Raw genomic sequence first — 21,875 nt, forward strand, 5'->3', positions numbered from 1 at the left:
AGACAAAACAACATTAGTTTTGACGGGACTGCGGAGATAGCGTGGAGAACCTAAATCGATGCTGGTTAGTCCGCCGGCGCTGATTTCTTGGTCTCAGCGTCAGCCATAATCTGTGCGACGGTTGCTTGAATATCGGTATCGCCCGGCGCGAGCTCGTGGATCCGTCGGAGGTATTCCAACGAAGCTCGGTCATCGTTGGAGCTGAGTGCAGAACGCAGGGCGTATGTAAGTGCATCGGCGGCCTCCAGAGGCATGTCAATGCTGGTGAAAATCTCCGCGGCTTTTTCGGCGTTGGTACGAGCGGGGACATCGTCCCAGTTGGCCCACTTCAGCGCAGCAAACTGGCGATACCAATGTGCAGTTTCTTCCGGAGTGTCCAGATATTCGGCGGCCCGAGACATGAGGTTTTCGACGATCTCTGGATCAGCAGCGGCATCGTTCATCTCTGTCGCAGCTTGTTCGAGAGTTGCCGCCGGAGACGTACGTGACTCAAAGCGGGACCGAACCTCTGCCAGTGCGTCGTAAAGAACGGCCGAGTGTGCGTAGTTTCCAGACTTGAAAGCAGCTATGGCAGCGATTCGACATGCGTGTGCCGTGCGGGCGTGATTCGACGTGTTGTCCGACCACGCGGCAATTTCTTCCGCCAGAGGCTGGGCTTCTTCAGTGCGTCCGGCACCAAGCAATTCAGTGGCGTGGTGGAGGCGGACATCCATGACGATAGGGGAGTCCGGCATTCCTTCCGTTGCGTCCAGAGCCGACGATGTGACGGCGAGGAGATTGCTGGTGTCGCCGGATTCGATCATGACTTGACCGAGCAGTCGGGTTGACACGATGTGGTCGAGATCAAGCCCCTGAGCCTCCGTGGCCTGCACGTTGGCACGTAACATGCGCAATGCAGTGTCGAAGTGTTCGGTTTCCATTGAGTACATGGCCAAGTTCTGGCGGTAGGCCAGGGAGGCGGTGATAGGTTCCCCCGCTGGCGACTTCAGTCCGGCAGCGCACGTACGTGCTGCCTTCATCAGGTCGCCGTCATCATGTAACTGGCGAGCGTCCATCAATGCGACGGCGTCACGCAGGTCATCTTCTTCCGGTCGTTGAGCAAGATCCCGGAGCACGTCCTGCAACGGCGCTGCCAAATCCTGGCGGCCAACACGAATGCAACACGCTTCTACCCGCAAGAGAGCGTCGAGAAGCGCACGACCAATGCGACGGTTCTCGTCAGAAGCGACGGCTTCGAGACGTTCGCGACCAGACAGATCCTGGGCGTGCTGAATTGTTGGTTGCAATGACTCGGAGGCCTGCCGGCCATCAAACGAGAAGTCCTTGAACTCAGCCGACGCGTCGCCTGTGATGAGATCCCGCAACTCGGGGAGTTCCTTCACCATGCGGGCGAGAAGCGGGACTTCGGACTCATCTGCGCTTGCCGAAAAATCGTCGGACAAGAAGGTGAGGTAGCGGGTGGCTTCATCCTCCGCGAGTCGTGCACGTGCTTGCCAAATTTCGGCAGCTTCACGACGGTCCGAAGCCCACGCAGCCCACTGCAACGCGGTGTGATGAGCGAGCTCATCCAGGCCGAGACCTCGGGCAATAGTGCGTTTCATGCGGAAAAACGCGCCGTGGAGGTCTACTGGCAGCTCGCTTTCCGACGTGTCCCAGTGGTGGCGTGCAAACATTGATTCCGCGCGACGCTCTGCGAGCGGGTGTACGTGATCAATGGCATCAGCATGAATCCGAATCAACTGTTCGGCTGGCAATACCGTGTTGTTCTTAATGGCATCTGCCAGAGCTGAATTCGCTTCCACGATGCTGCTTCACTCCTACCTTTAGGAACGCACTTGGGTGTGCGCTTACCCGCACGCGCCTGCTTTTGCGCCTGCGTGTCAACTGCGGAATCCTGTTGGAATCACAGCTAAGAGTAAGCAATATTACGCTTAGATACTAGTTCCATTACGAAATGATTTCCGTTTACGCCGAAGTTCACAGTGTTACTCGTATGAAACGGGTGTATTTTTCCTGGAAAATGGCCACGAATGACACCGTGAATCGAGGACAATCCGCGGGGCAATCTATGCTTATCCGTGTACGAAATTCGATCAACTCCGGAAGGTGGCTTCCCGCACCAATGCTCTCCACAATTGATTTGCGTGGCCAGACCCCAACAACCGCCGAGCTGCGCCGAGCGTTGCCTCGTGGTGCAGCTGACGTGGAGTCGATGATTCCAACGGTTCGTCCTGTTGTTGAGGATGTCGCAGCCCGTGGTGTCGCTGCTGCTATGGAGTATTCGGAGAAGTTCGATAAGGTTCGTCCCCAGTCTTTGCTGGTTCCGGCTGAGGTTATTGCGGAGGCACTGGAGAACTTGGACGACAGCGTTCGTGCTGCGTTGGAGGAATCTATTCAGCGCATCCGGAAGTTCCATGCTGCTCAGCGCCCATCGGATGTGACGGTCGAGGTAGTGCCAGGCGGCATCGTGAAGGAAAAGTGGGTGCCGGTACGTCGCGTTGGTCTGTACGTACCTGGCGGTAATGCGGTGTACCCGTCCAGTGTGTTGATGAACGTGATTCCAGCTCAAGAAGCTGGCGTGGAGTCGTTGGTTGTGGCATCGCCACCGCAGGCTGACTTCGGCGGGTGGCCTCACCCAACAATTCTGGCTGCGTGTGCGCTGCTTGGTGTCACGGAAGTGTGGGCAGTTGGTGGCGGCCAGGCTGTGGCATTGCTGGCGTACGGCGATGATGCTCCTGCAGATGGCTCGCAGGCGTTGGAACCGGTGGACATGATTACTGGCCCAGGAAATATCTTCGTCACGGCATCGAAGCGCTTGTGCCGAAGCGTTGTCGGCATTGATTCGGAAGCCGGCCCCACTGAAATTGCCATTTTGGCGGACTCCACTGCTGATCCGGTGTCGGTGGCATACGACCTGATCTCGCAGGCAGAGCACGATGTCATGGCAGCGTCGGTGCTCATCACTGATTCTGAAGAGCTTGCGGCGGCAGTTGATCGGGAAATCGAAAACCGTTACGACGTGACATTGAATGCCGACCGCGTTCGCGAGGCACTGGAAGGCCAGCAATCGGGTGTCGTGTTGGTGGACAACATGGAGATTGGCATCCAGGTCGCGGATGCATATGCTGCGGAACACTTGGAAGTACACACTGCTCAATCTGCTGCAGATGCTCAGCAGATTCGCAATGCTGGTGCCATTTTCGTTGGTCGTTTTTCACCAGTACCACTCGGGGATTATTCGGCAGGATCCAACCACGTTTTGCCAACGTCGGGTACTGCTCGACATTCGTCGGGCTTGTCTACGCACACCTTCTTAAAGGCTATGCACGTTGTTGAGTACGACGAAGCTGCGTTGAAGGGTGTCGCAGACACTGTGGTTGCGTTGGCAGATGCCGAGCGACTGCCAGCGCACGGTGAAGCTATTCGTGCTCGTTTTGAAGACCTCCTGGCAGCTCAAGAATACGACTCCGCTGCTGAAGATTCCGCGAACTAGTCGCTATCAAGGAAACCTGGACTGAAAGAGATTCATGGAAAAGCTAGAAAAGGTCACCCTCGCGGATCTGCCATTGCGGGATGAACTGCGTGGTGAGGAAGCGTATGGCGCACCACAGCTGGATGTTGATGTTCGCCTGAACACCAACGAGAACCCATTTCCACCGTCCGATGCTCTGATCGCTGAGCTCGTACAGCAAGTAGAAAAGTCAGCTAGCGACCTCAATCGCTATCCAGAACGCGACTCGGTTGAGCTTCGTACTGCCCTCGCGAAGTACATGACGGAACGCACGGGTGTTGCCCTCGGCGTCGAGAACTTGTGGGCAGCCAATGGTTCCAACGAGATCTTGCAACAGCTGTTGCAGACATTTGGTGGACCGGGCCGCAAAGCCATGGGATTCGTCCCTAGCTACTCCATGCACCCAATCTTGTCGTCGGGAACGCAGACGGAGTTTATTGGAGTAGAGCGTAATCCTGACACGTTTGATATCGACAAGGACGTCGCGCTTGCAGCTATCAAGGAACACCAGCCTGATGTCATCTTCGTGACCTCGCCGAACAATCCCACCGGTAACCTTGCCAGCACTGAACTTCTGCGCGACATTGTGGCTGCCGCGCCGGGCATCGTCATTGTCGACGAAGCGTATGCCGAATTCACCGATGAACCGTCGGCAGTGCATTTGATTTCTGAGTTCCCAAACAAACTGGTTGTCAGCAGAACGATGAGTAAGGCTTTTGACTTCGCAGGTGGTCGATTGGGTTACTTTGTTGCAGCGCCGGCGTTCATTGATGCGGTGATGTTGGTGCGCCTGCCGTACCACCTGTCCACACTGACTCAGGTCGCCGCTACAGTCGCTCTTCGACACGCAGACGAAACTCTGGGCACAGTTGCCACGTTGGCAAAGGAGCGTGACCGGGTCGTCGCAAAACTTAAAGAGTTCGGCTACGACGTGATCGAGTCGCATTCAAACTTCGTGTTCTTCGGTAAGTTCACTGATGCTGCAACAGCGTGGCAGCAGTTCTTGGACAATGGTGTGCTCATTCGAGATGTCGGTGTGCCACATCGCTTGCGGGTAACCATTGGCCTACCAGCGGAAAACGATGCATTCTTGGATGCAGCGGCTGCTATTGCAACAGATGCAACCAGCCTGAAGGGAAAGAATTAGAGATGACGCACTCTTTGCCAGACACCACAGAGGATCGCATCGGTTCTGTTGATCGCGCAACGCACGAATCCTCCATCGTGTGCACCGTCAACCTCGACGGCACCGGTACGTGCGACATCGACACGGGACTACCATTCTTCGACCACATGTTGACCGCATTTGCCTCGCACGGCAGCTTCGACCTGAAGCTGCATGCGAAGGGCGACACTGACGTCGATGCGCACCACACTGTGGAAGACACCGGCATTGTCTTGGGTCAGGCCTTTGCAGAGGCGCTGGGAGACAAGAAGGGCATTCGTCGTTTTGGCGATTGCTTCATTCCTATGGACGAGACCCTGGCGCATGCTGTCGTCGATGTCTCGGGTCGTCCATACTTCGTTGCCACTGGTGAACCAGAGCAAATGGTCACAGCCATGATTGGTGGACATTATGCAACGGTGATCAACCAGCACTTCTTCGAGTCGTTTGCATACAATGCTCGCATTGCTTTGCATGTTCGTTGCCTATACGGTCGCGATCCACACCACATCACTGAAGCAGAGTACAAGGCTGTTGCCCGGGCGCTGCGCGCTGCCGTTGAATCCGATCCACGTGTAGACGGCGTTCCGTCCACGAAGGGCACGCTGTAATGGAACTTGCTACGTACATGTTGATGGCTATCGCCGGCCTGTTGGTTGGCGGTACCTGGTCGGCATACAAGTCTGGTTCAATGAAGTTAACCATCGTCATGGGACTGCTGGCAGTACTGGCCACTGCGGCAGCAATCTACTGGTATCTAGGAGCAGCAAACTAAATGGCAAAACGGGTGCTAAACCGGTCCGAGCTCGATCAGCTTGGCAGCATGTGGGAAGCACCCGGATTGAAACCCACCCTGGTCGCGGTTCTCGCAGCATTCGGTGGGTGGTCATTGCTTCTTCCAACGATCCCACAGGCCATTCTCGATGGTGGCGGATCTAACGGTCTTGCAGGCGCATATACCGGTGTCTTTATGGCCGCGACCGTTCTTACCCAAACCCAGACGCCACGGTTGCTGCGCTCACTTGGTTACGGCACAACCATGTTCATTTCTGGGCTTTTCTTGGGCTTGCCGACGCTACTGCATCTATTCGGCACTGACATGTGGCTGGTGTTGGTCATCGCAGTTCTCCGTGGCATGGGATTTGGTGCTCTCACGGTCGCGGAATCGGCATTGATTGCCGAACTCGTGCCTTTGAAATTCCTGGGCAAAGCGTCTGGCACATTGGGTTTGGCAGTCGGTATTGCCCAACTGGTCTTTTTGCCATTGGGCCTCGTGATGGCGGATTACTTGGGTAGTTACTCGGCGGTATATGTCGTGGGCACCATTGTGTCTCTCGTTGGCTCAGCCATGGCTTTGCTGATCCCACGAATCAAGGCGTCGCCCAAGGCGACAAAATCCGCCTCCACTGCCAAGGGCGACGCAGCTGTCGCGACAGTTCCTACGTGGAAGCTTGTTCTGGTTCCCGCCATTGCCATGAGCTCGATTGCTATGGGTTTCGGCGGAATCTCATCGTTCCTGGCGCCAGCTGCACGCGAGATCGACCCAGCTGCCGGTGCGATTGTCGGCGGCCTCGCTTTATCAGTACTAGGTGGCGCCCAAATGGTGTTCCGGTACCTGGCAGGTGTGTATGCAGATCGGCAGAGCAGAGCTGGGTTGTTGCTGGTGCCAGCGTTGCTCGCTGGTGTTGTGGGTCTGATCGCTATTTCCGGCGTGGCAGTCGCGGAATGGTCGGCCTGGCTCATCCTGGTTGCGGCAGCTGTATATGGTGCAGGCTTTGGTGTTGTCCAAAACGAAGCACTGCTGCTGATGTTCGCCCGCCTGCCTCGAGAGCGGAATGCCGAAGCAAGTGCATTCTGGAATATCTCCTTCGACTCTGGAACCGGTGTCGGGTCCTTCTTGCTTGGGTTTGTAGCCGGTGTTGCGCTGCATCCATATCCAGCGGTGTTCGCAGTTGCCTCCTGTCTTGTCGCTGGCGGTGCGCTGGTTGCTTTCATGGACCGGGTCGTCGGCAAGCACAGGGTGGCCGAGTATCAAAACACTCGTGCATCGCTACGGAAGCTGGGAGATGCAGCCACGGATGCTGTGCGCACCCGACGCAGAAAAAAGTAGGTGGCGATGACAGCGGAAACGGCATCGGCAGGCCACGGTTCATCAAGACAACCCGACCACGCAGCGCGACATTCGTTGGGCGTAGCGCTGATGTTTGCGACCAACGGCGCAATGATGGCATCACTGGTGCCGTGGTATCCGACGTTCATCAAGGAATGGGGATTGCCAGAGGCAGCATTCGGTCTCGTGGTGGCATGTATGCCGTTCGGGTCATTGTTGTCATCGGTGTTGCCGGCCTGGGTGATGAGAAAGTTCGGTCCCAACGGTGCCGTGCTTGGTGGAACAATCTCGATGGCCCTCGTCGTCGCAGCAGCTGGTTGGCTGACCAATGCATGGATGCTCGCCGCACTTTTGCTTCTGTTTGGTGCAGCAGATGCGGTGGCTGATGTGGGGCAGAACCTGATTGGAGTTCGCGTTGAACATCGTCGCGGTAAATCGATCATGTCCAGCTTGCATGCGTGCTGGAGTCTGGGTGCAGCCGGAGGTGGCGCGCTAGCTACAACAGCCGCCGTGGCGGGTATCAATTACACGGTGTTTATGGTGACAGCTGCTGTTGTGATTGCGTTGCTGTCCGTGGTCGCCGTGCGCATGGTGGGCAGTGCAGCCCGGCACCCCGACGATGCCACCGACAGCCACACGCACGAGCATCATTCCAGCACCGAAAAATTGTGGACTCTGCCTGTCTTTAAAGCCGTACTGCCTCTTGTGCTCATTGCTATTGCCGCGGTGGTTATTGAAGACATCGCATCGAACTGGGCAGGGCTTAGCGCCGTGGAATTGCAGGGGATTGATGTCGCCTCGGCTGGCTCAGCATTCGTCTTCATTGTGGGTGCGCAGATGCTAGGACGCTTTACAGGGGACATGCTTATCGACGCCTTCGGTCGGGTCGCAATCGCGCGAATGGGAGGGATCTTCATCGCGTGTGGTGGTGTGTTAGTGCTGCTCGCGCCGAATGTGGTGGTGATGTACGCCGGTTTCATGTTGGCGGGGTTCGGCTGTGCCACTTTGGTTCCGTCGGCGTATTGGATGGCTACGCGGCTGCCCGGCGTATCTGATGGTGGCGGTTTGACGATGGTCAGTTGGTTGATGCGGATTGGGTTTATGGGGACGAGCCCTCTCATCGGCTCCATCGCAAGCGTGACCAATTTGAGCACGGCATTGTTGATACTCCCGGTATCAGGAGTCATCGTCGTTCTGCTGGCTACCGCTGTGGCACCTAAGACCGCAGCACAAGAATAAGGGCACGATTAAGGGCGCGACCAGTAATCTGGTGCGCCCTTTCTAAATGTGCTCTGAACGTTTCAGGGCTTATGTTGCTTAACTTATGCTGCTGATTCGTCGAGAACGCCCATGTCGGTGAGCAGTTCGCGAACGTGCGCTTCGATGTCAGCAGCGATGGTGTTGACTTCGACTTCGGTCTTGCCTTCTGGGTCGTCGATATCCCACGAGACGTACTGCATGCCTGGCACTCCAGGAATTTCGTCGATACCCATCAGTACGACGACATCTGCGCGGTGCGATAGTCGTGGCGTAATGGACTTGGCGTACAGATCACTGGTATCGATGCCACGACCTTCGAGGACCTGCAAAACAGTCGGGTTAATCTCTCCGGTTGGATCGATGCCAACTGAGCGTACGAATACTGCATCGCCAACCAAATGGCGGGTGATAGCCGAAGCGAGCTGAGAGCGCCCAGCATTCTTCTCACATGCGAAGAGAATTTCCTTGCGGGAGCTAGCTTCCCTGCCCTCTGCTTCAGCGATCTCTTCGAGGCGTTCTGCCGTTTCCCGTTCAGCGAGAACAGGGAGGAAAGTCTCGACCTTTGCAGTCTCCTTCAGCTCGGCGATGACTGCGTCGAGTGTTTCGTCGATGAACGTAGCGTCGTGAAGCTGGTCGTAGCGACGGTGAATATCTTCGCGGATAATAGCGAACTGGCGATTGAGTAGAGTGTCGTTGAGCATGATGAAGACTTTCCCTTCCTCTCAGCCTGCGATGATTGAGAAACCGACCGCGTTACCGAGTATCTTCGTAAGAAACACGTATGTGCGTAAGCTCAAGTTCTAAGAAATAAGTAAGTTACTTCCTGGTGAACTACCGCTTAACCTTTTGTTAACCTACAGTTAACCTTACTGCATCACGTGGTCATCCGCTAAACCGTGATGGTTCGGCGTGTGGTGATTTCCGACATACAAATGCGCGCGACATGTGCGCACATTTTTTATGTGCATTAGGTGTTGGACTAGGTGACAGGTGCTTTCAGTGGATCGCGAGCCCTAGCGTAAAATTCCCACACATGACGACTGAAGACTTTTCGCACCTCACCGTTGCCATCCTTGACTACGGTTCTGGAAATTTACGTTCCGCTGAACGGGCTATCGCATCTACTGGTGTAAAAACTGTCGTCACTGCTGATCCGAAAATTGTGATGGCTGCAGATGGCTTGTTAGTACCAGGTGTCGGCGCGTACGCGGCGTGCATGGAAGGGCTCCAACGGGTGCAAGGACCCCGATTGATCGGATCGCGACTGGCAGGTGGGCGCGCAGTCTTTGGCATCTGCGTCGGCATGCAGGTCCTGTTCGAGCGGGGCGTCGAATTTGCGGACGGCATCCACGCTGACGAATTCAACCCAAGCTCCCGGGCGATCGGTACTCCTGGCTGTGGCGAATGGAATGGGACCGTCGAGAGGCTGCAGGCGAAAACCTTGCCTCACATGGGCTGGAACACGGTCGATGTCGCTGACAACTCAGCAATGTTCGCGGGCATCGAGAATGAGCGCTTCTACTTTGTGCACTCGTATGGTGTCCGAAACTGGGCGATGGAGGATGACTCCTACATTGCAGCGCCACAAGTGTCGTGGACGCAACACGAGAACGATTCCTTCGTCGCAGCCGTCGAGAACGGGCCACTATGGGCAACGCAATTCCACCCAGAGAAGTCGGGCGACGCAGGACTTGCACTGCTCAGAAACTGGGTTGCTACCTTGGCGCGGTAGTCCGCGACCTATACTTTGGGGGAACCGTGACGCATGTTGCGCGCCATGTCCTGGCAGTGCGATTTCTCTGCGTCACTTGAATAACTAACTAGGGAGCGATCCACGCTATGAGCTTGACCCTTCTTCCTGCTGTCGACGTTGCAGACGGCCAGGCAGTACGCCTCGTTCAAGGTGCCGCAGGTACGGAAACGTCCTACGGCTCTCCACTGGAAGCTGCAATGAATTGGCAAAATGCTGGCGCTGAGTGGATCCACTTGGTTGACCTAGACGCGGCGTTTGGTCGTGGTTCGAATTACGAGCTGCTGAAGGACGTCGTCGGCAAGCTCGATGTCGATGTCGAGTTGTCTGGCGGTATCCGCGATAACGACTCCCTCGAATCCGCACTGGCTACGGGTTGCCGTCGCGTCAACATCGGTACTGCTGCGCTGGAGAACCCGGAGTGGTGCAAGACGGTCATTGAAAATTACGGCGATCGTGTGGCAATCGGCCTGGATGTCCGCAACGTTGATGGTGAGTGGCGTCTGCGTGGTCGCGGATGGGTGACTGACGGTGGAGATCTGTGGGAAGTCCTGGAGCGCCTCGATTCGGAAGGCTGCTCCCGCTTCGTGGTTACCGATGTCAGCAAGGACGGCACATTGCAGGGTCCTAATATTGATCTGCTTCGCGACGTCGCGGCAGCCACCAGCGCGCCAATCGTGGCATCGGGCGGTGTCTCTTCGTTGGCAGACCTCGAAGCTATTAAGACTTTGGTTGACGATGGTGTTGACTCGGCTATCGTCGGTAAGGCGCTGTATGCAGGGCGTTTCACACTGGAAGAAGCGCTCGCAATTTCTAAGTAAGTTCTACGTGTCACGCCTGAGTTTGTGGGCGTGACGGCGTACTTATCATGCAGATGGATGCAGTCTGATGACAGAGCTCGATCCCCGTTCACTATTGGCGATGGCGGAGGCCGCACTCGACGAAGTCGAGGAAATGTTTGCCGCCAATGTTGGTGCGGCTCCACTAGTAACGAAGGCGCGCGGGGATTTTGCCACCGAGGCTGATTTCGCAATTGAGCAACGGCTGCGGGAAGTGTTGGCACAGCTCACGGGGTTTCCGGTCTATGGCGAGGAATTCGGTGGCAAGCGTCCAACAAGTGACACTGTATGGGTGATTGACCCCATCGACGGGACCACCAATTACGCAGCTGGGTTTCCCATGTGCGCGATGTTGTTGTCCTTGCTGCACAAGGGCGAGCCCATTGTGTCAGTGACGTCGATGCCAATGTTGGGGCGTCGCGTTACCGCAACGAAGGGCGGTGGCACCTTCATGAATGGCAGGGAAGTCCACCTTGACCCCGAAGCTGGCCGGCCCATTTCGATTGCCTTCGGGTCAGTGATCGCTCGGCACGATGGCACCTTCCCACGATCATGGCGGCAGTTGCTGTTGGCACGCGTGGGCGAGCGATACCCAACGATTCGAATTTCTGGTTCCGTAGGCGTGGATCTGGCTTCGACAGCTATGGGTGCTTTTGGTGGCACGGTCACGTTTTCGCCTCATATTTGGGATAACGCGGCAGGTGTTCTCCAAATCCGTGAAGCCGGCGGCATCGTGACTGATATTGCCGGAGATCCATGGACCAGAGATTCGGTCGGCGTGCTTGCAGGTACCAACGATGTGCATGCGACGTTGCTCTCGATCATCCAAGACTTGCAGCCACCTGAGGACTTCCGTGCGTAGCTCGGAACGCGCGTCATCCACCGAACTCACTACACAAAGCAGAATAGGAAACTCCATGTCAGTCGCAATTCGCGTTATTCCATGCCTGGATGTCAACAACGGTCGTGTCGTCAAAGGCGTGAATTTTGAAAACCTTCGCGATGCCGGTGATCCAGTTGAACTCGCTCGTCGCTATGGAGAGGAAGGCGCTGACGAACTGACCTTCCTCGACGTCACTGCGTCCAAGGATGGTCGTGGCACCATGCTCGACGTGGTTCGTCGTACAGCGGAGCAGGTGTTCATTCCTCTGACCGTCGGCGGTGGTGTCCGAAGTGTCGAAGATGTCGACCAGTTGCTTCGCGCTGGTGCGGACAAGGTGAGTGTGAATACTTCAGCGATTGCTCGTCCGGAGCTGCTCAGTGAATTGTCTCGTCGTTTTGGTGCGCAGTGCATCGTATTGTCTGTTGATGCCCGTCGCGTTCCAGAAGGCGGGAAGCCACAGCCGTCTGGCTTTGAGGTCACCACACATGGTGGTTCGAAGTCCGCTGAGCTGGATGCAGTTGAGTGGGCTCGTCGTGGCGAAGAGTTGGGTGTGGGGGAAATCTTGTTGAACTCCATGGACGGTGATGGCACGAAGGATGGCTTCGACCTGCAACTGTTACAGAAGGTGCGAGCTGCAGTTTCTGTTCCTGTCATCGCCTCCGGTGGTGCTGGCGCTGCGGAGCATTTCCCACCAGCCGTTGAAGCTGGTGCCGATGCAGTGCTCGCTGCTTCGATTTTCCACTTCGGCGAAGTTTCTATCCGCGAGGTCAAGGAAGCAATGGCTGCTGCTGGAATCGAGGTTCGCCTGTGAGCAACTCTGCTGAATCACGCGTGACGACGAACCTCGCTGCTGGCGCAGAAAACCACGGCGCTGGCGATAATCCTGCGGAGTACTCACTGCCAGATAAGGTCGAGCAGTTCGCAAAGTTCAACGCGGATGGTTTGATTCCGGCAATTGTTCAGGAAGCCGATACCGGAGACGTCTTGATGCTGGCGTGGATGGACAAGCATGCCTTGGCCTACACCATTGAGACGAAGCGCGGTACTTATTGGTCGCGGTCCCGCCAAGAGTATTGGATTAAAGGGTTGACCAGCGGGCACTTCCAAAAGGTCGTGTCACTGGCCTTGGACTGTGACGGCGATACAGTCCTCATGCGGGTCGAACAGTCTGGCGCTGCGTGCCATACCGGTGCGCACAGTTGTTTTGACGTTTTCCCGGTCTTTTAGTTTGCAGAAAGTCGGGCGCGGTGAGTTCCATCATGGTTGGGTAAGAGCATGCCTGTGCATCGCGTATTTCCCACCGCCCCGACGTACTCCCTCAGCACCCGTGTAGCAGCGGTAGCTGCCCGGTCAATGACTGCGCTGCCATCGGCTGTGCTTCGCGTGTTCGGTGCGACGAAGAATTCAGCTGGCAACACCCTTGATGCTGATGTCGCTGCGACTCTGCGCGCTCTCGCTGTCATCGAGTCCCGTGACTTTGCAGATGTGCGAGTGCCGATTGGACGCGAGATCATCGACGAAGAAGCTTATCTTGGCGCGGGTCCATCCATCCCCGTAGGCACCGTCTACGAAGAAGATGTGGTGACTCCGGTGGATTTTGACACCGGTGCCGACAGCGTTCGCGTTCGTGTGTACCGGCCAGACGGGGCAGTACCCACAGCTGAGCTACCGACTCTGGTGTATTTCCATGGCGGTGGGTGGACGCTCGGATCACTAGACTCCCATGACAACACCTGCCGGTACTTCTGCCAGCGTGGCGAAGTTATGGTGATCAGCGTTGATTATCGATTGGCCCCAGAACATCCCTTCCCGGCTGGGCTGATGGATTGCGTGGCCGTCGTCAAGCTAGCTCTGGCGGGGGAGATTCAGGGCGTCGATGCTAACCGCGTGGCGGTTGGTGGTGACAGCGCGGGCGGAAACTTGGCGGCAGCAGTGTGCATGTACCTGCGCGATGAAGGAGCAGCACAGCCACAGCTGCAGATGCTGTTTGTGCCCGCGGTGGATCTGGCGAATATCAATGAAGAGGGTTGCCAAACGGCCAGTGGGCGCGAGTTTGCAGACGGGTATTTCCTGACCGGTAAGCACATGTCGTGGTACGCCGATCACTATGTGCCCGAGCCCGCTGATCGCACGCATCCGTATGTGTCGCCGTTGCTTTCTGATGACTTTTCCGATGTCCCACCCGCCTACATTGCCGTCGCAGGATTCGACCCGCTGCGCGACGAAGGGCTTGCTTTTGCAGAGGCACTTGCCAAGGCAGGTGTGCGTGTGACCGTGCGTAATCACACCGGACTTGTTCATCCGTTTGTGAACTCAATGGGTGTGTGGGCTGGTGCTCGCCGGGCATTGGACGAAGCTGTTGGCGCTCTGCGCATGGAGTTGGGCATCGGAACTGGAAACTAATCGCGAGCTGGGTCAGTGGTGCATGGCACAATAGCGCCTATGACTCGTACCTCGATGACAAGCCGCGAGCATTTTCGCACGCTGGCTCAGGACCACCGGGTAGTTCCTGTAATCAAGCGCGTCCTGGCTGATAGCGACACTGCGCTGTCCGCCTACCGCAAGCTTGCTGCAGATCGCCCGGGTACATTTCTGCTGGAATCCGTGGATGTCGGACAGTCCTGGTCACGATGGTCGTTCATTGGTTGTGGTGCGCGCGCTGCGTTGACCGTGGGGGCAGACGGTCGGTCGACGTGGATCGGTACTGCCCCGGAAGGTGCTCCAGAAGGTGGCGATCCACTGGCAGATTTGCAGGCAACATTGGAGCTGCTGCACACGGAATTGCCCGAACTTGTCGACGTCGCGGATAACTCAGCAATCCCGAAACTGACGTCGGGACTGGTGGGGTACTTCGGCCACGACATCATTCGGTTCATTGAACGCAAATTGCCGGATACCTGCGTCAATGATCTGCAGGTACCAGAAATGGTGCAACTACTGGTCGAAGATCTCGCAGTTATCGACCACCACCAGGGAGTGGTGTGGCTGATTTCTAACGCCATTAACTGGGATGGCTCTGCTGATCGCGTGGACGAAGCCTATGACCGAGCATGCGCGCGAGTCGAAGACATGGTTGTGCGGTTAGCAGCGCCGTCGTCAAGCAGTCCAAGCGTCGTGGATTTCCCGGAACCACAGATCCGCAGGCAACGGACGCAAAATGAACACATGCGCCGGATTGAAGTGTGTAAGGAGCACATTCGAGCGGGCGATGCATTTCAGATTGTGCTGTCGCAGCGTTTCGAAATGGACACCGAAGCCAGCGCATTCAACATCTACCGAATGCTGCGAACCACGAATCCAAGCCCGTACATGTTCCTCGTCAATGTTCCTGACGAAACGATGGAGCAGACGGCGTTTCAGATCGTTGGCTCATCGCCTGAATCGCTGGTAGCAGTGGAAAATGGTCAGGTAGTAACCAATCCAATTGCTGGCACCCGGCCACGGGGAGCAACCGTGGACGCGGATGTCGCGTTGGAGAAGGAACTGCTCGCCGATGAAAAAGAGAACAGTGAGCACCTCATGCTGGTAGATCTTGGTCGCAATGACCTCGGCCGAGTGTGCGCGCCGGGCACAGTAAAGGTCCATGATTTCCGTCATATCGAGCGCTACAGCCACGTCATGCACCTGGTCTCGACTGTGACCGGAGAGCTGGCACCGGGAAAGACCGCAGTGGATGCGTTTGCTGCAACGTTTCCTGCAGGAACGCTGTCCGGAGCTCCCAAGCCGTCGGCGTTGTCGATTATCGATCAGCTCGAAGACACCCGGCGTGGTGTCTATGGCGGCACAGTCGGTTATTTCGACTTCCGTGGCAACACTGATCAGGCCATCGCAATTCGCACTGGTGTTGTAAAGAATGGCACAGTATATGTCCAGGCCGGTGGCGGAATCGTGGCAGATTCTGATCCAGTGGCGGAAGATGAGGAAACTCGGAATAAGGCAGCAGCCGTGCTCCGCGCAGTGGCAGCAGCCGAGACTCTGACAGGTGCGGAAGGTAATGGCCATGACTAATGGCGACGCGATGGACACTACTGCAGCGGCGGACGATGTGGCAGTTACCGACAAGGCAACAGCCGAGACATCTCCGAAGAAGGACCGTCGACCCGGTATCGCTCAGCTTCTTATTGCGCTCTCTGCGCTCGGGATGTGGTTAGCGGGTCGGTTCAGCTGGCTCACCGTCACAACCATGGACGACAAGTCCGGTAGCGCCACCAATGAACTCGTCGGCGCGATTTGGGCACCCGAGATAGCGGCGCTTGCGTTGACGCTGCTTGCCGGTGTCGCTGCAACGCTGATCATGGCTGGCCTTGGGCGCCGCATCGTCGGTGCTGTCGCAGCGGTCGTTGCTGCGGGCGCGGCGTGGCCTCCGATCCAGTTGCTGACAGCTGGTGCGGATCACCAGCGAGCTCTCGAACTCTTGACGACGGGGTCAGCCACGCAACGCGCAAATGCGCCTGTGACCGTGTCGGATTGGGCACAAGTCGAAGAACTGGTCATCCACAATGGTGGTCCCATCGTGTCGATCATCGCAGCAGCGGTGGGCGTGCTTGGTGGCATGCTGCTGTTGGTTCGTCCGGGTGGGGTGAACAATCGCAAGTCGTCGGCATATGAGAATCCAGAAGTTCGTCGCGAGCGGGTGCGGGAAGACTTGGCTGCGGAGCCAACGTCTGGTCGTGTCCTGTGGGATGCCTTGGATGCCGGTGTGGATCCGACGGATATGGATTCGACCAGCGTCAGTGCAGAATCGACGGTGAGCGATGTTCATACTTCGCCGAAGAATACAGACCCCGAGGGAACAAAGACTTCTGGCAGCCATTAGCCTAGAAACAAGTCAGATAGATGTTTGCCCAAAACATCACTACTGAAAGGGGCCGATGATGGCGACCGTTCTAGACCAGATTATTGCAGGTGTACGGGAAGATCTCGCAGTTCGAGAAGCTGCCGTTCCTTATGCGGAAATCAAGGAACTGTCCCAGAAGGCTCCAGCTCCACTCGATGCAGCTGCGGCACTGCGTAGCGAAGGCGTGCAGGTCATTGCTGAAGTTAAGCGTGCATCGCCATCGAAGGGCGACCTAGCTGAGATTGCCGAACCACATGTGTTGGCCGCTCAGTACCAGCAGGGTGGCGCGGCAATTATTTCGTGCTTGACCGAGGAGCGTCGCTTCCGTGGTTCACTCGCTGACCTTGATGCAGTCCGTAAAGCTGTGAGTATCCCCGTGTTGCGGAAGGACTTCATCGTCACGCCGTACCAGGTGCACGAGGCTCGTGCCCATGGCGCGGACCTGGTTTTGCTTATGGTGTCAGCACTGGACCAGAACACCTTGGTGTCTTTGCTTGATCGCACGGAATCGCTGGGTATGAATGCTTTGGTCGAAGCTCATACCGCTGAGGAAGTCGATCGAGCACTCGAAGCAGGCGCGTCCATCGTTGGCGTTAATGCTCGCAATTTGAAGACCCTCGAAGTCGACATGGGCGTGTATGCCAAGCTCGCTCCGCTGCTACCTGACGACGTCGTCAAGGTGGCCGAATCCGGAGTGAAGGGACCAGAGGATCTCCGCGCCTATGCCAGCGAAGGCGCAGACGCCGTGTTGGTAGGAGAGGGACTCGTCACCGCAGGTGACCCTTTCTTGGCTTGTAAGCGACTTGTTGCTGCTGGCCAGCACCCAATGACAAAGGGGTAATTGGGGGAATTCCCACCCAATTACTTCGAGGCACGTTTCTATAAGACAGAATGGCTAACTGTGAGCGATCAGGATTTCAAGAACCATGATGTTCGCGGTGACCGTTTACCAACCGTAGGTGAACTCATCGCGACCCCAACTACCCACGAGCCAAACGAGATCGGGCATTGGGGCAACTGGGGCGGACAGTTCGTTCCTGAAGCACTGATGGCCGTGATCGGTGAAGTGTCCGATGGTTACGCCAAAGCACGCGTAGACGAAGATTTCCGGAACGAACTGGACCGTTTGCAGCGCGATTACACGGGTCGTCCATCCCCGCTGTATTTTGCGCCGAAGTTTTCAAAGGCAATCGGTGCTCAGGTCTGGCTGAAGCGCGAAGACCTGAATCACACTGGTTCGCACAAGATCAACAATGTATTGGGCCAGGTCTTGCTGGCTAAGCGCATGGGCAAGACCAAGGTCATTGCTGAAACGGGCGCAGGCCAGCATGGTGTGGCAACTGCAACTGCGTGCGCGCTGTTAGACATCGAATGTCGCGTGTACATGGGTGCTGTCGATGCCGAGCGTCAAGCCCTGAATATTGCCCGAATGCGTCTTCTGGGTGCAGAGGTCATTGAGGTTGAACTCGGATCGAAGACTCTGAAGGATGCCATCAACGAGGCCATGCGCTACTGGGTGTCCCACGCCGATGACACGTACTACTGCTTCGGCACGGCCGCTGGTCCGCACCCATTCCCAACGATGGTTCGCGACTTCCAGCGTGTTATTGGTGCTGAGGCTCGCCAACAGATTCTGTCGGCGACAGGAGAGCTACCAGATGCGGTTATCGCATGTGTTGGCGGTGGCTCGAACGCGATTGGCTTGTTTCACCATTTCATTGACGACGAATCCGTGCGGCTCATCGGCGCCGAAGCTGGCGGTGATGGACTGGAGACGGGTCGTCATGCAGCTCCAATTTCTGCTGGCGGTAATCCTGGTGTGTTCCAAGGCTCTTTCGCTGCGTTGATGCAGAACCAAGATGGGCAGATCATCGAATCGCAGTCGATTTCGGCGGGTCTTGATTACCCAGGTGTGGGGCCGGAGCATTCCTATCTGGCAGACATTGGCCGTGCGCAGTACGTGCCGGTGACTGATTCGGAAGCGATGGATGCGTTCCTTGACCTGTCGCGAATGGAAGGCATTATGCCGGCGATCGAGTCTTCGCACGCAGTGGCAGGCGCACGCAAGGTTGCAGCGGAACTGGCTGCAGACTTGGGTCGTGAGCCAGTTGTCATCGTGAACATTTCTGGTCGTGGAGACAAGGACGTGACGACGGCCGCTAAGTGGTTCGGCCTTGTCACGGACGAGGGTGCTGCCGACAACTCTGCAGAAAACGCAGCGCAGCCAGAAGCCGTTGCTGGCGCAAAGGGGAAGAAATAAATGAGCTTGCAGGACATCTTTGCACAGATTAAGGAAGAAAACCGATCTGCGTTCATTGCCTACTTGCCGGCGGGGTTCCCCACGGTAGCTGGTTCGATTGAACTTATCGACGCCGTCGTAGAGTCCGGCGCGGACATTGTAGAAGTGGGTTTGCCTTTCTCGGATCCGATGATGGATGGTCCAACGATCCAGGATGCTGCTGATATCGCGTTGGATAATGGATTCCGAACGAAGGACATTTTCCATGTCATTCGAGAGGTCACTGCCAAGGGTGCTAACTGCGTTGTTATGACGTACTGGAACCCGGTTTTGCAGTACGGTCCCGAGAAGTTCGCTGCCGATCTAGCAGCGGCTGGTGGCCTCGGCACGATCATTCCAGATCTGATTCCTGAGGAAGCTGGACGTTGGAAGGCTGCTGCGGAGGCACATGGCCTCGACACCATCATGCTGGTTGCGCCATCGTCTACCAATGAACGTCTTGCTCTGACCGCCGGCCAGTCCAGTGGCTTCGTGTACGCCACCAGTCATATGGGAATCACCGGTGCAAAAGACTCGGTGGACTCAGCTGCGGCAATTCTCGTGCGCCGTACGCGAGAGGTGACCGATGAACCAGTGTGCGTTGGTTTGGGCGTATCCAATGGGGAGCAGGCTCGGGAAATCGCTGCATTTGCCGACGGCATCATCGTCGGCTCAGCACTAATTAAAGCTGCTATGCGCAGCACTGACGACTTGCGCCAGCTCGGTGCAGAATTGGCAGCTGGAGTGCGGTAGCGTCGCATGACGTGAACACTCTTCTGTCTGCGACTGCCACTGTCGACTATCTTGCGAATATTCCCTCACCGCCACAAGGCGTGTGGGAGTTAGGTCCGCTGCCGGTTCGGGGCTATGCCATGTCAATCTTGGCTGGTGTCATTCTCGGCATTCTGTTGATGCGCAAGCGCTACAAAGATCGCGGTGGCGACCCTGAGCTTGTTCTCGATGTTGCTATCGCGGTCGTTCCTGCGGGCATTATTGGCGGTCGCATTTACCATGTCCTCACCGATTGGCCGAAGTATTTTGGCGAGGGTGCCAACCCTGTCGATGCCCTCAAGATCACCAATGGCGGCCTGGGCATTTGGGGTGCAGTGGTGTTTGGCGCGTTGGCGGCGGTCGCCGTCGCAAAGTACCGGAAGGTTCCAGTTGCTCCGCTTCTCGACGCCGCGGCGCCGGCCATCATTCTCGGTCAGGCTGTGGGTAGGCTCGGAAACTGGTTCAACCAGGAGTTGTACGGTGCATCGACGACGCTGCCGTGGGGTTTGGAGATCTACGAGCGGGTCGACGAAGCCGGTAACTTTGCGCCGGTAACAGGTACCTCGACTGGGGTTGTCATGGATGTTGTGCATCCGACGTTCCTGTATGAGTTGTTGTGGAACTTGTTGATTTGTGCCGTGCTGCTGTGGGCTGATCGTCGTTTCAAGTTGGGAGCCGGCCGGGTATTCGCGTTGTATGTAGCTGGTTATACCTTGGGTCGATTCTGGATCGAACTTATGCGCACGGATACTGCAACGATGGTGATGGGGCTGCGTATCAACACGATCACCTCTGCAGTGGTCTTTGTTGGCGCATGCGTTGTGCTGTGGTTGCTGCGCAAGAAGACTAGAGAATCTGAAGCCTATGTCAGGGGCGAGGCTCCTGCAGCTATGAACTGAACGGGATAGGGTAGGAAACGTGCAAAGACGAACAAAGATCGTATGTACCCTCGGTCCGGCTGTAGCCTCACTGGAGGGCATTAATGGCCTCGTAGAATCCGGCATGGATGTAGCCCGTCTGAACTTCTCTCATGGTGAGCACGCTGACCATGAACAGAATTACCGATGGGTCCGTGAAGCATCCGATGCAACCGGTCGTGCAGTGGGTATTCTCGCTGACTTGCAGGGACCGAAGATTCGCCTCGGACGTTTCAAGGAAGACTCCACGTACTGGGCGGACGGTGAGATCGTCCGTATTACCGTTGAAGATTGTGAAGGCACGCACGATCGTGTCTCCACGACGTACAAGAACCTAGCGAAAGACGCGAAGCCGGGGGACCGCCTTCTTGTCGACGATGGCAAGGTCGGCCTCGAGTGCATCGAGGTTGATGGAAACGACGTTGTTTGTAAGGTCATCGAAGGTGGCCCAGTATCCAACAATAAGGGCGTTTCGCTGCCAGGAATGGATATTTCCGTTCCTGCATTGAGCGAGAAGGACATCCGAGACTTGCGTTTCGCGCTGCGTCTTGGCGTTGACTTTATCGCTCTGTCCTTCGTTCGTTCGCCAGCTGACATTGAGCTGGTCCACGCTGTAATGGACGAAGAGGGACGTCGAGTTCCAGTGATTGCGAAGCTGGAAAAGCCTGAGGCCGTTGACGCGCTTGAGGCTATTATTCTGGCGTTCGACGCAGTCATGGTTGCCCGTGGTGACCTTGGTGTTGAAGTTCCGCTGGAAGACGTGCCTTTGGTGCAGAAGCGGGCAATTCAGATTGCGCGTGAGAATGCGAAGCCAGTTATCGTCGCAACGCAGATGCTTGATTCCATGATCGTGAACTCGCGCCCAACGCGTGCGGAGGCATCGGATGTGGCCAACGCAGTGCTCGACGGTGCGGACGCTGTTATGTTGTCGGGCGAAACGTCGATTGGTAAGTACCCGCAGCAGACCGTGCGTACCATGGCGCGAATTGTCACCGCAGCAGAGCGTGACGGTGAAGTACCAGCACTAACGCATGTGCCTCGTACCAAGCGTGGTGTTATTTCTTACGCGGCGCGCGACATTGGCGAACGTTTAAATGCACGTGCGCTGGTCGCGTTTACGTCTTCAGGTGATACCGCTCGTCGCGTAGCGCGCTTGCACTCCCACTTGCCACTGTTGGTGTTTACTCCAAACCAGTCGGTGCGCTCGCAGCTTGCGCTGACCTGGGGTGCCGAGACCTTCCTGACGCGCATGGTGAAAACTACCGACGAGATCATGCAGGTTATTGATGAGATTTTGGTAGCGATGCCGGACTACTCTCGTGGCGACACCATGGTGGTTGTCGCGGGAACACCTCCAGGAAATGAAGGCAATACTAACTTGATTCACGTGCATCTCCTTGGTGAGGACACGACGAACTCGAATTAGTAGTCGTCAGAGGCGTATCCGAGGGGTCGAGAATGCGGAGCGGGGTATACCCCCGCTCCGCATTTTTGCGTTAAAACGCAGAAGTGCTGCCCGTTTTATAGGGAAAATTATCCCCCGTGTGGCAGGCT

21 protein-coding genes are annotated in these 21,875 nt (G+C 56.6%); 19 read left to right on the forward strand and 2 right to left on the reverse strand.

What is annotated here, in order from left to right; translation table 11 throughout:
* Positions 1–65 precede the first annotated feature (65 nt).
* Positions 66–1,802 (reverse strand): hypothetical protein, encoded by a 1,737-nt coding sequence (locus tag WG938_RS10375; RefSeq protein WP_339980191.1) that lies wholly within the window; start codon positions 1,800–1,802, stop codon positions 66–68.
* A gap of 320 nt (positions 1,803–2,122) precedes the next feature.
* Between WG938_RS10375 and hisD the strand changes: the two genes are divergently transcribed.
* The 6 genes from hisD to WG938_RS10405 are packed head-to-tail and all read left to right on the forward strand — an operon-like array spanning position 2,123 to position 8,025.
* A complete protein-coding gene (hisD, locus tag WG938_RS10380; RefSeq protein WP_339980192.1) occupies positions 2,123–3,493 on the forward strand; it encodes a histidinol dehydrogenase in 1,371 nt (456 codons plus the stop codon).
* Positions 3,494–3,527: 34 nt separating this feature from the next.
* Positions 3,528–4,658 carry a histidinol-phosphate transaminase gene (locus WG938_RS10385; protein ID WP_339980193.1) on the forward strand — a complete coding sequence of 377 codons (1,131 nt, stop codon included), beginning with the start codon at positions 3,528–3,530 and terminating at the stop codon, positions 4,656–4,658.
* A 2-nt stretch (positions 4,659–4,660) separates the two neighbouring features.
* Positions 4,661–5,287, forward strand: a complete 627-nt coding sequence (gene hisB, locus WG938_RS10390) for an imidazoleglycerol-phosphate dehydratase HisB (protein ID WP_339980194.1) — start codon at positions 4,661–4,663, stop codon at positions 5,285–5,287.
* Positions 5,287–5,451: a hypothetical protein gene (locus WG938_RS10395; RefSeq protein ID WP_339980196.1), complete on the forward strand. Its 165-nt coding sequence runs from the start codon at positions 5,287–5,289 to the stop codon at positions 5,449–5,451. The genes hisB and WG938_RS10395 overlap by 1 nt, the downstream gene beginning before the upstream one ends.
* Positions 5,452–6,786, forward strand: coding sequence for an MFS transporter (locus WG938_RS10400; protein WP_339980198.1), 1,335 nt, complete (start codon positions 5,452–5,454; stop codon positions 6,784–6,786). It begins immediately after the preceding gene.
* A 6-nt stretch (positions 6,787–6,792) separates the two neighbouring features.
* Complete coding sequence (locus WG938_RS10405) at positions 6,793–8,025, forward strand: MFS transporter (protein ID WP_339980199.1); 1,233 nt, start codon at positions 6,793–6,795, stop codon at positions 8,023–8,025.
* Positions 8,026–8,108: 83 nt separating this feature from the next.
* On the opposite strand, the gene WG938_RS10410 is transcribed toward WG938_RS10405, so the two are convergent.
* Positions 8,109–8,747, reverse strand: coding sequence for an arsenate-mycothiol transferase ArsC (locus WG938_RS10410; RefSeq protein ID WP_339980200.1), 639 nt, complete (start codon positions 8,745–8,747; stop codon positions 8,109–8,111).
* 332 nt (positions 8,748–9,079) lie between these two features.
* Here WG938_RS10410 and hisH point away from each other — a divergent pair, with 332 nt between their 5' ends.
* From hisH to pyk, 13 genes are all read left to right on the forward strand, one after another.
* Positions 9,080–9,778, forward strand: coding sequence for an imidazole glycerol phosphate synthase subunit HisH (gene hisH / locus WG938_RS10415; RefSeq protein ID WP_339980202.1), 699 nt, complete (start codon positions 9,080–9,082; stop codon positions 9,776–9,778).
* A 107-nt stretch (positions 9,779–9,885) separates the two neighbouring features.
* Positions 9,886–10,617, forward strand: coding sequence for a bifunctional 1-(5-phosphoribosyl)-5-((5-phosphoribosylamino)methylideneamino)imidazole-4-carboxamide isomerase/phosphoribosylanthranilate isomerase PriA (gene priA / locus WG938_RS10420; RefSeq protein ID WP_339980203.1), 732 nt, complete (start codon positions 9,886–9,888; stop codon positions 10,615–10,617).
* A gap of 67 nt (positions 10,618–10,684) precedes the next feature.
* Positions 10,685–11,497 (forward strand): inositol monophosphatase family protein, encoded by an 813-nt coding sequence (locus WG938_RS10425; RefSeq protein WP_339980204.1) that lies wholly within the window; start codon positions 10,685–10,687, stop codon positions 11,495–11,497.
* A gap of 55 nt (positions 11,498–11,552) precedes the next feature.
* Positions 11,553–12,329, forward strand: coding sequence for an imidazole glycerol phosphate synthase subunit HisF (hisF, locus tag WG938_RS10430; RefSeq protein ID WP_339980205.1), 777 nt, complete (start codon positions 11,553–11,555; stop codon positions 12,327–12,329).
* A 20-nt stretch (positions 12,330–12,349) separates the two neighbouring features.
* A complete protein-coding gene (hisI, locus tag WG938_RS10435; protein ID WP_339980295.1) occupies positions 12,350–12,745 on the forward strand; it encodes a phosphoribosyl-AMP cyclohydrolase in 396 nt (131 codons plus the stop codon).
* A 48-nt stretch (positions 12,746–12,793) separates the two neighbouring features.
* Positions 12,794–13,921, forward strand: a complete 1,128-nt coding sequence (locus tag WG938_RS10440) for an alpha/beta hydrolase (RefSeq protein ID WP_339980206.1) — start codon at positions 12,794–12,796, stop codon at positions 13,919–13,921.
* Between the two features lie 39 nt (positions 13,922–13,960).
* On the forward strand, positions 13,961–15,526 hold the full coding sequence (locus WG938_RS10445; RefSeq protein WP_339980207.1) for an anthranilate synthase component I: 1,566 nt from the start codon (positions 13,961–13,963) through the stop codon (positions 15,524–15,526).
* Entirely contained in the window at positions 15,519–16,334 is an 816-nt protein-coding gene (locus tag WG938_RS10450) for a TIGR02234 family membrane protein (protein WP_339980208.1), read from the forward strand. The genes WG938_RS10445 and WG938_RS10450 overlap by 8 nt, the downstream gene beginning before the upstream one ends.
* Before the next feature lie 58 nt (positions 16,335–16,392).
* A complete protein-coding gene (gene trpC, locus WG938_RS10455; protein WP_339980210.1) occupies positions 16,393–17,196 on the forward strand; it encodes an indole-3-glycerol phosphate synthase TrpC in 804 nt (267 codons plus the stop codon).
* 60 nt (positions 17,197–17,256) lie between these two features.
* Complete coding sequence (trpB, locus tag WG938_RS10460) at positions 17,257–18,615, forward strand: tryptophan synthase subunit beta (RefSeq protein WP_339980211.1); 1,359 nt, start codon at positions 17,257–17,259, stop codon at positions 18,613–18,615.
* Positions 18,616–19,386: a tryptophan synthase subunit alpha gene (gene trpA, locus WG938_RS10465; protein WP_339980212.1), complete on the forward strand. Its 771-nt coding sequence runs from the start codon at positions 18,616–18,618 to the stop codon at positions 19,384–19,386. It begins immediately after the preceding gene.
* 11 nt (positions 19,387–19,397) lie between these two features.
* A complete protein-coding gene (gene lgt / locus WG938_RS10470; RefSeq protein ID WP_339980213.1) occupies positions 19,398–20,303 on the forward strand; it encodes a prolipoprotein diacylglyceryl transferase in 906 nt (301 codons plus the stop codon).
* 19 nt (positions 20,304–20,322) lie between these two features.
* Positions 20,323–21,747 (forward strand): pyruvate kinase, encoded by a 1,425-nt coding sequence (gene pyk, locus WG938_RS10475; RefSeq protein ID WP_339980214.1) that lies wholly within the window; start codon positions 20,323–20,325, stop codon positions 21,745–21,747.
* The last annotated feature ends 128 nt before the right edge of the window (positions 21,748–21,875 follow it).

It is taken from the genome of Corynebacterium sp. H113, from assembly GCF_037572315.1.
Lineage (GTDB): Bacteria > Actinomycetota > Actinomycetes > Mycobacteriales > Mycobacteriaceae > Corynebacterium.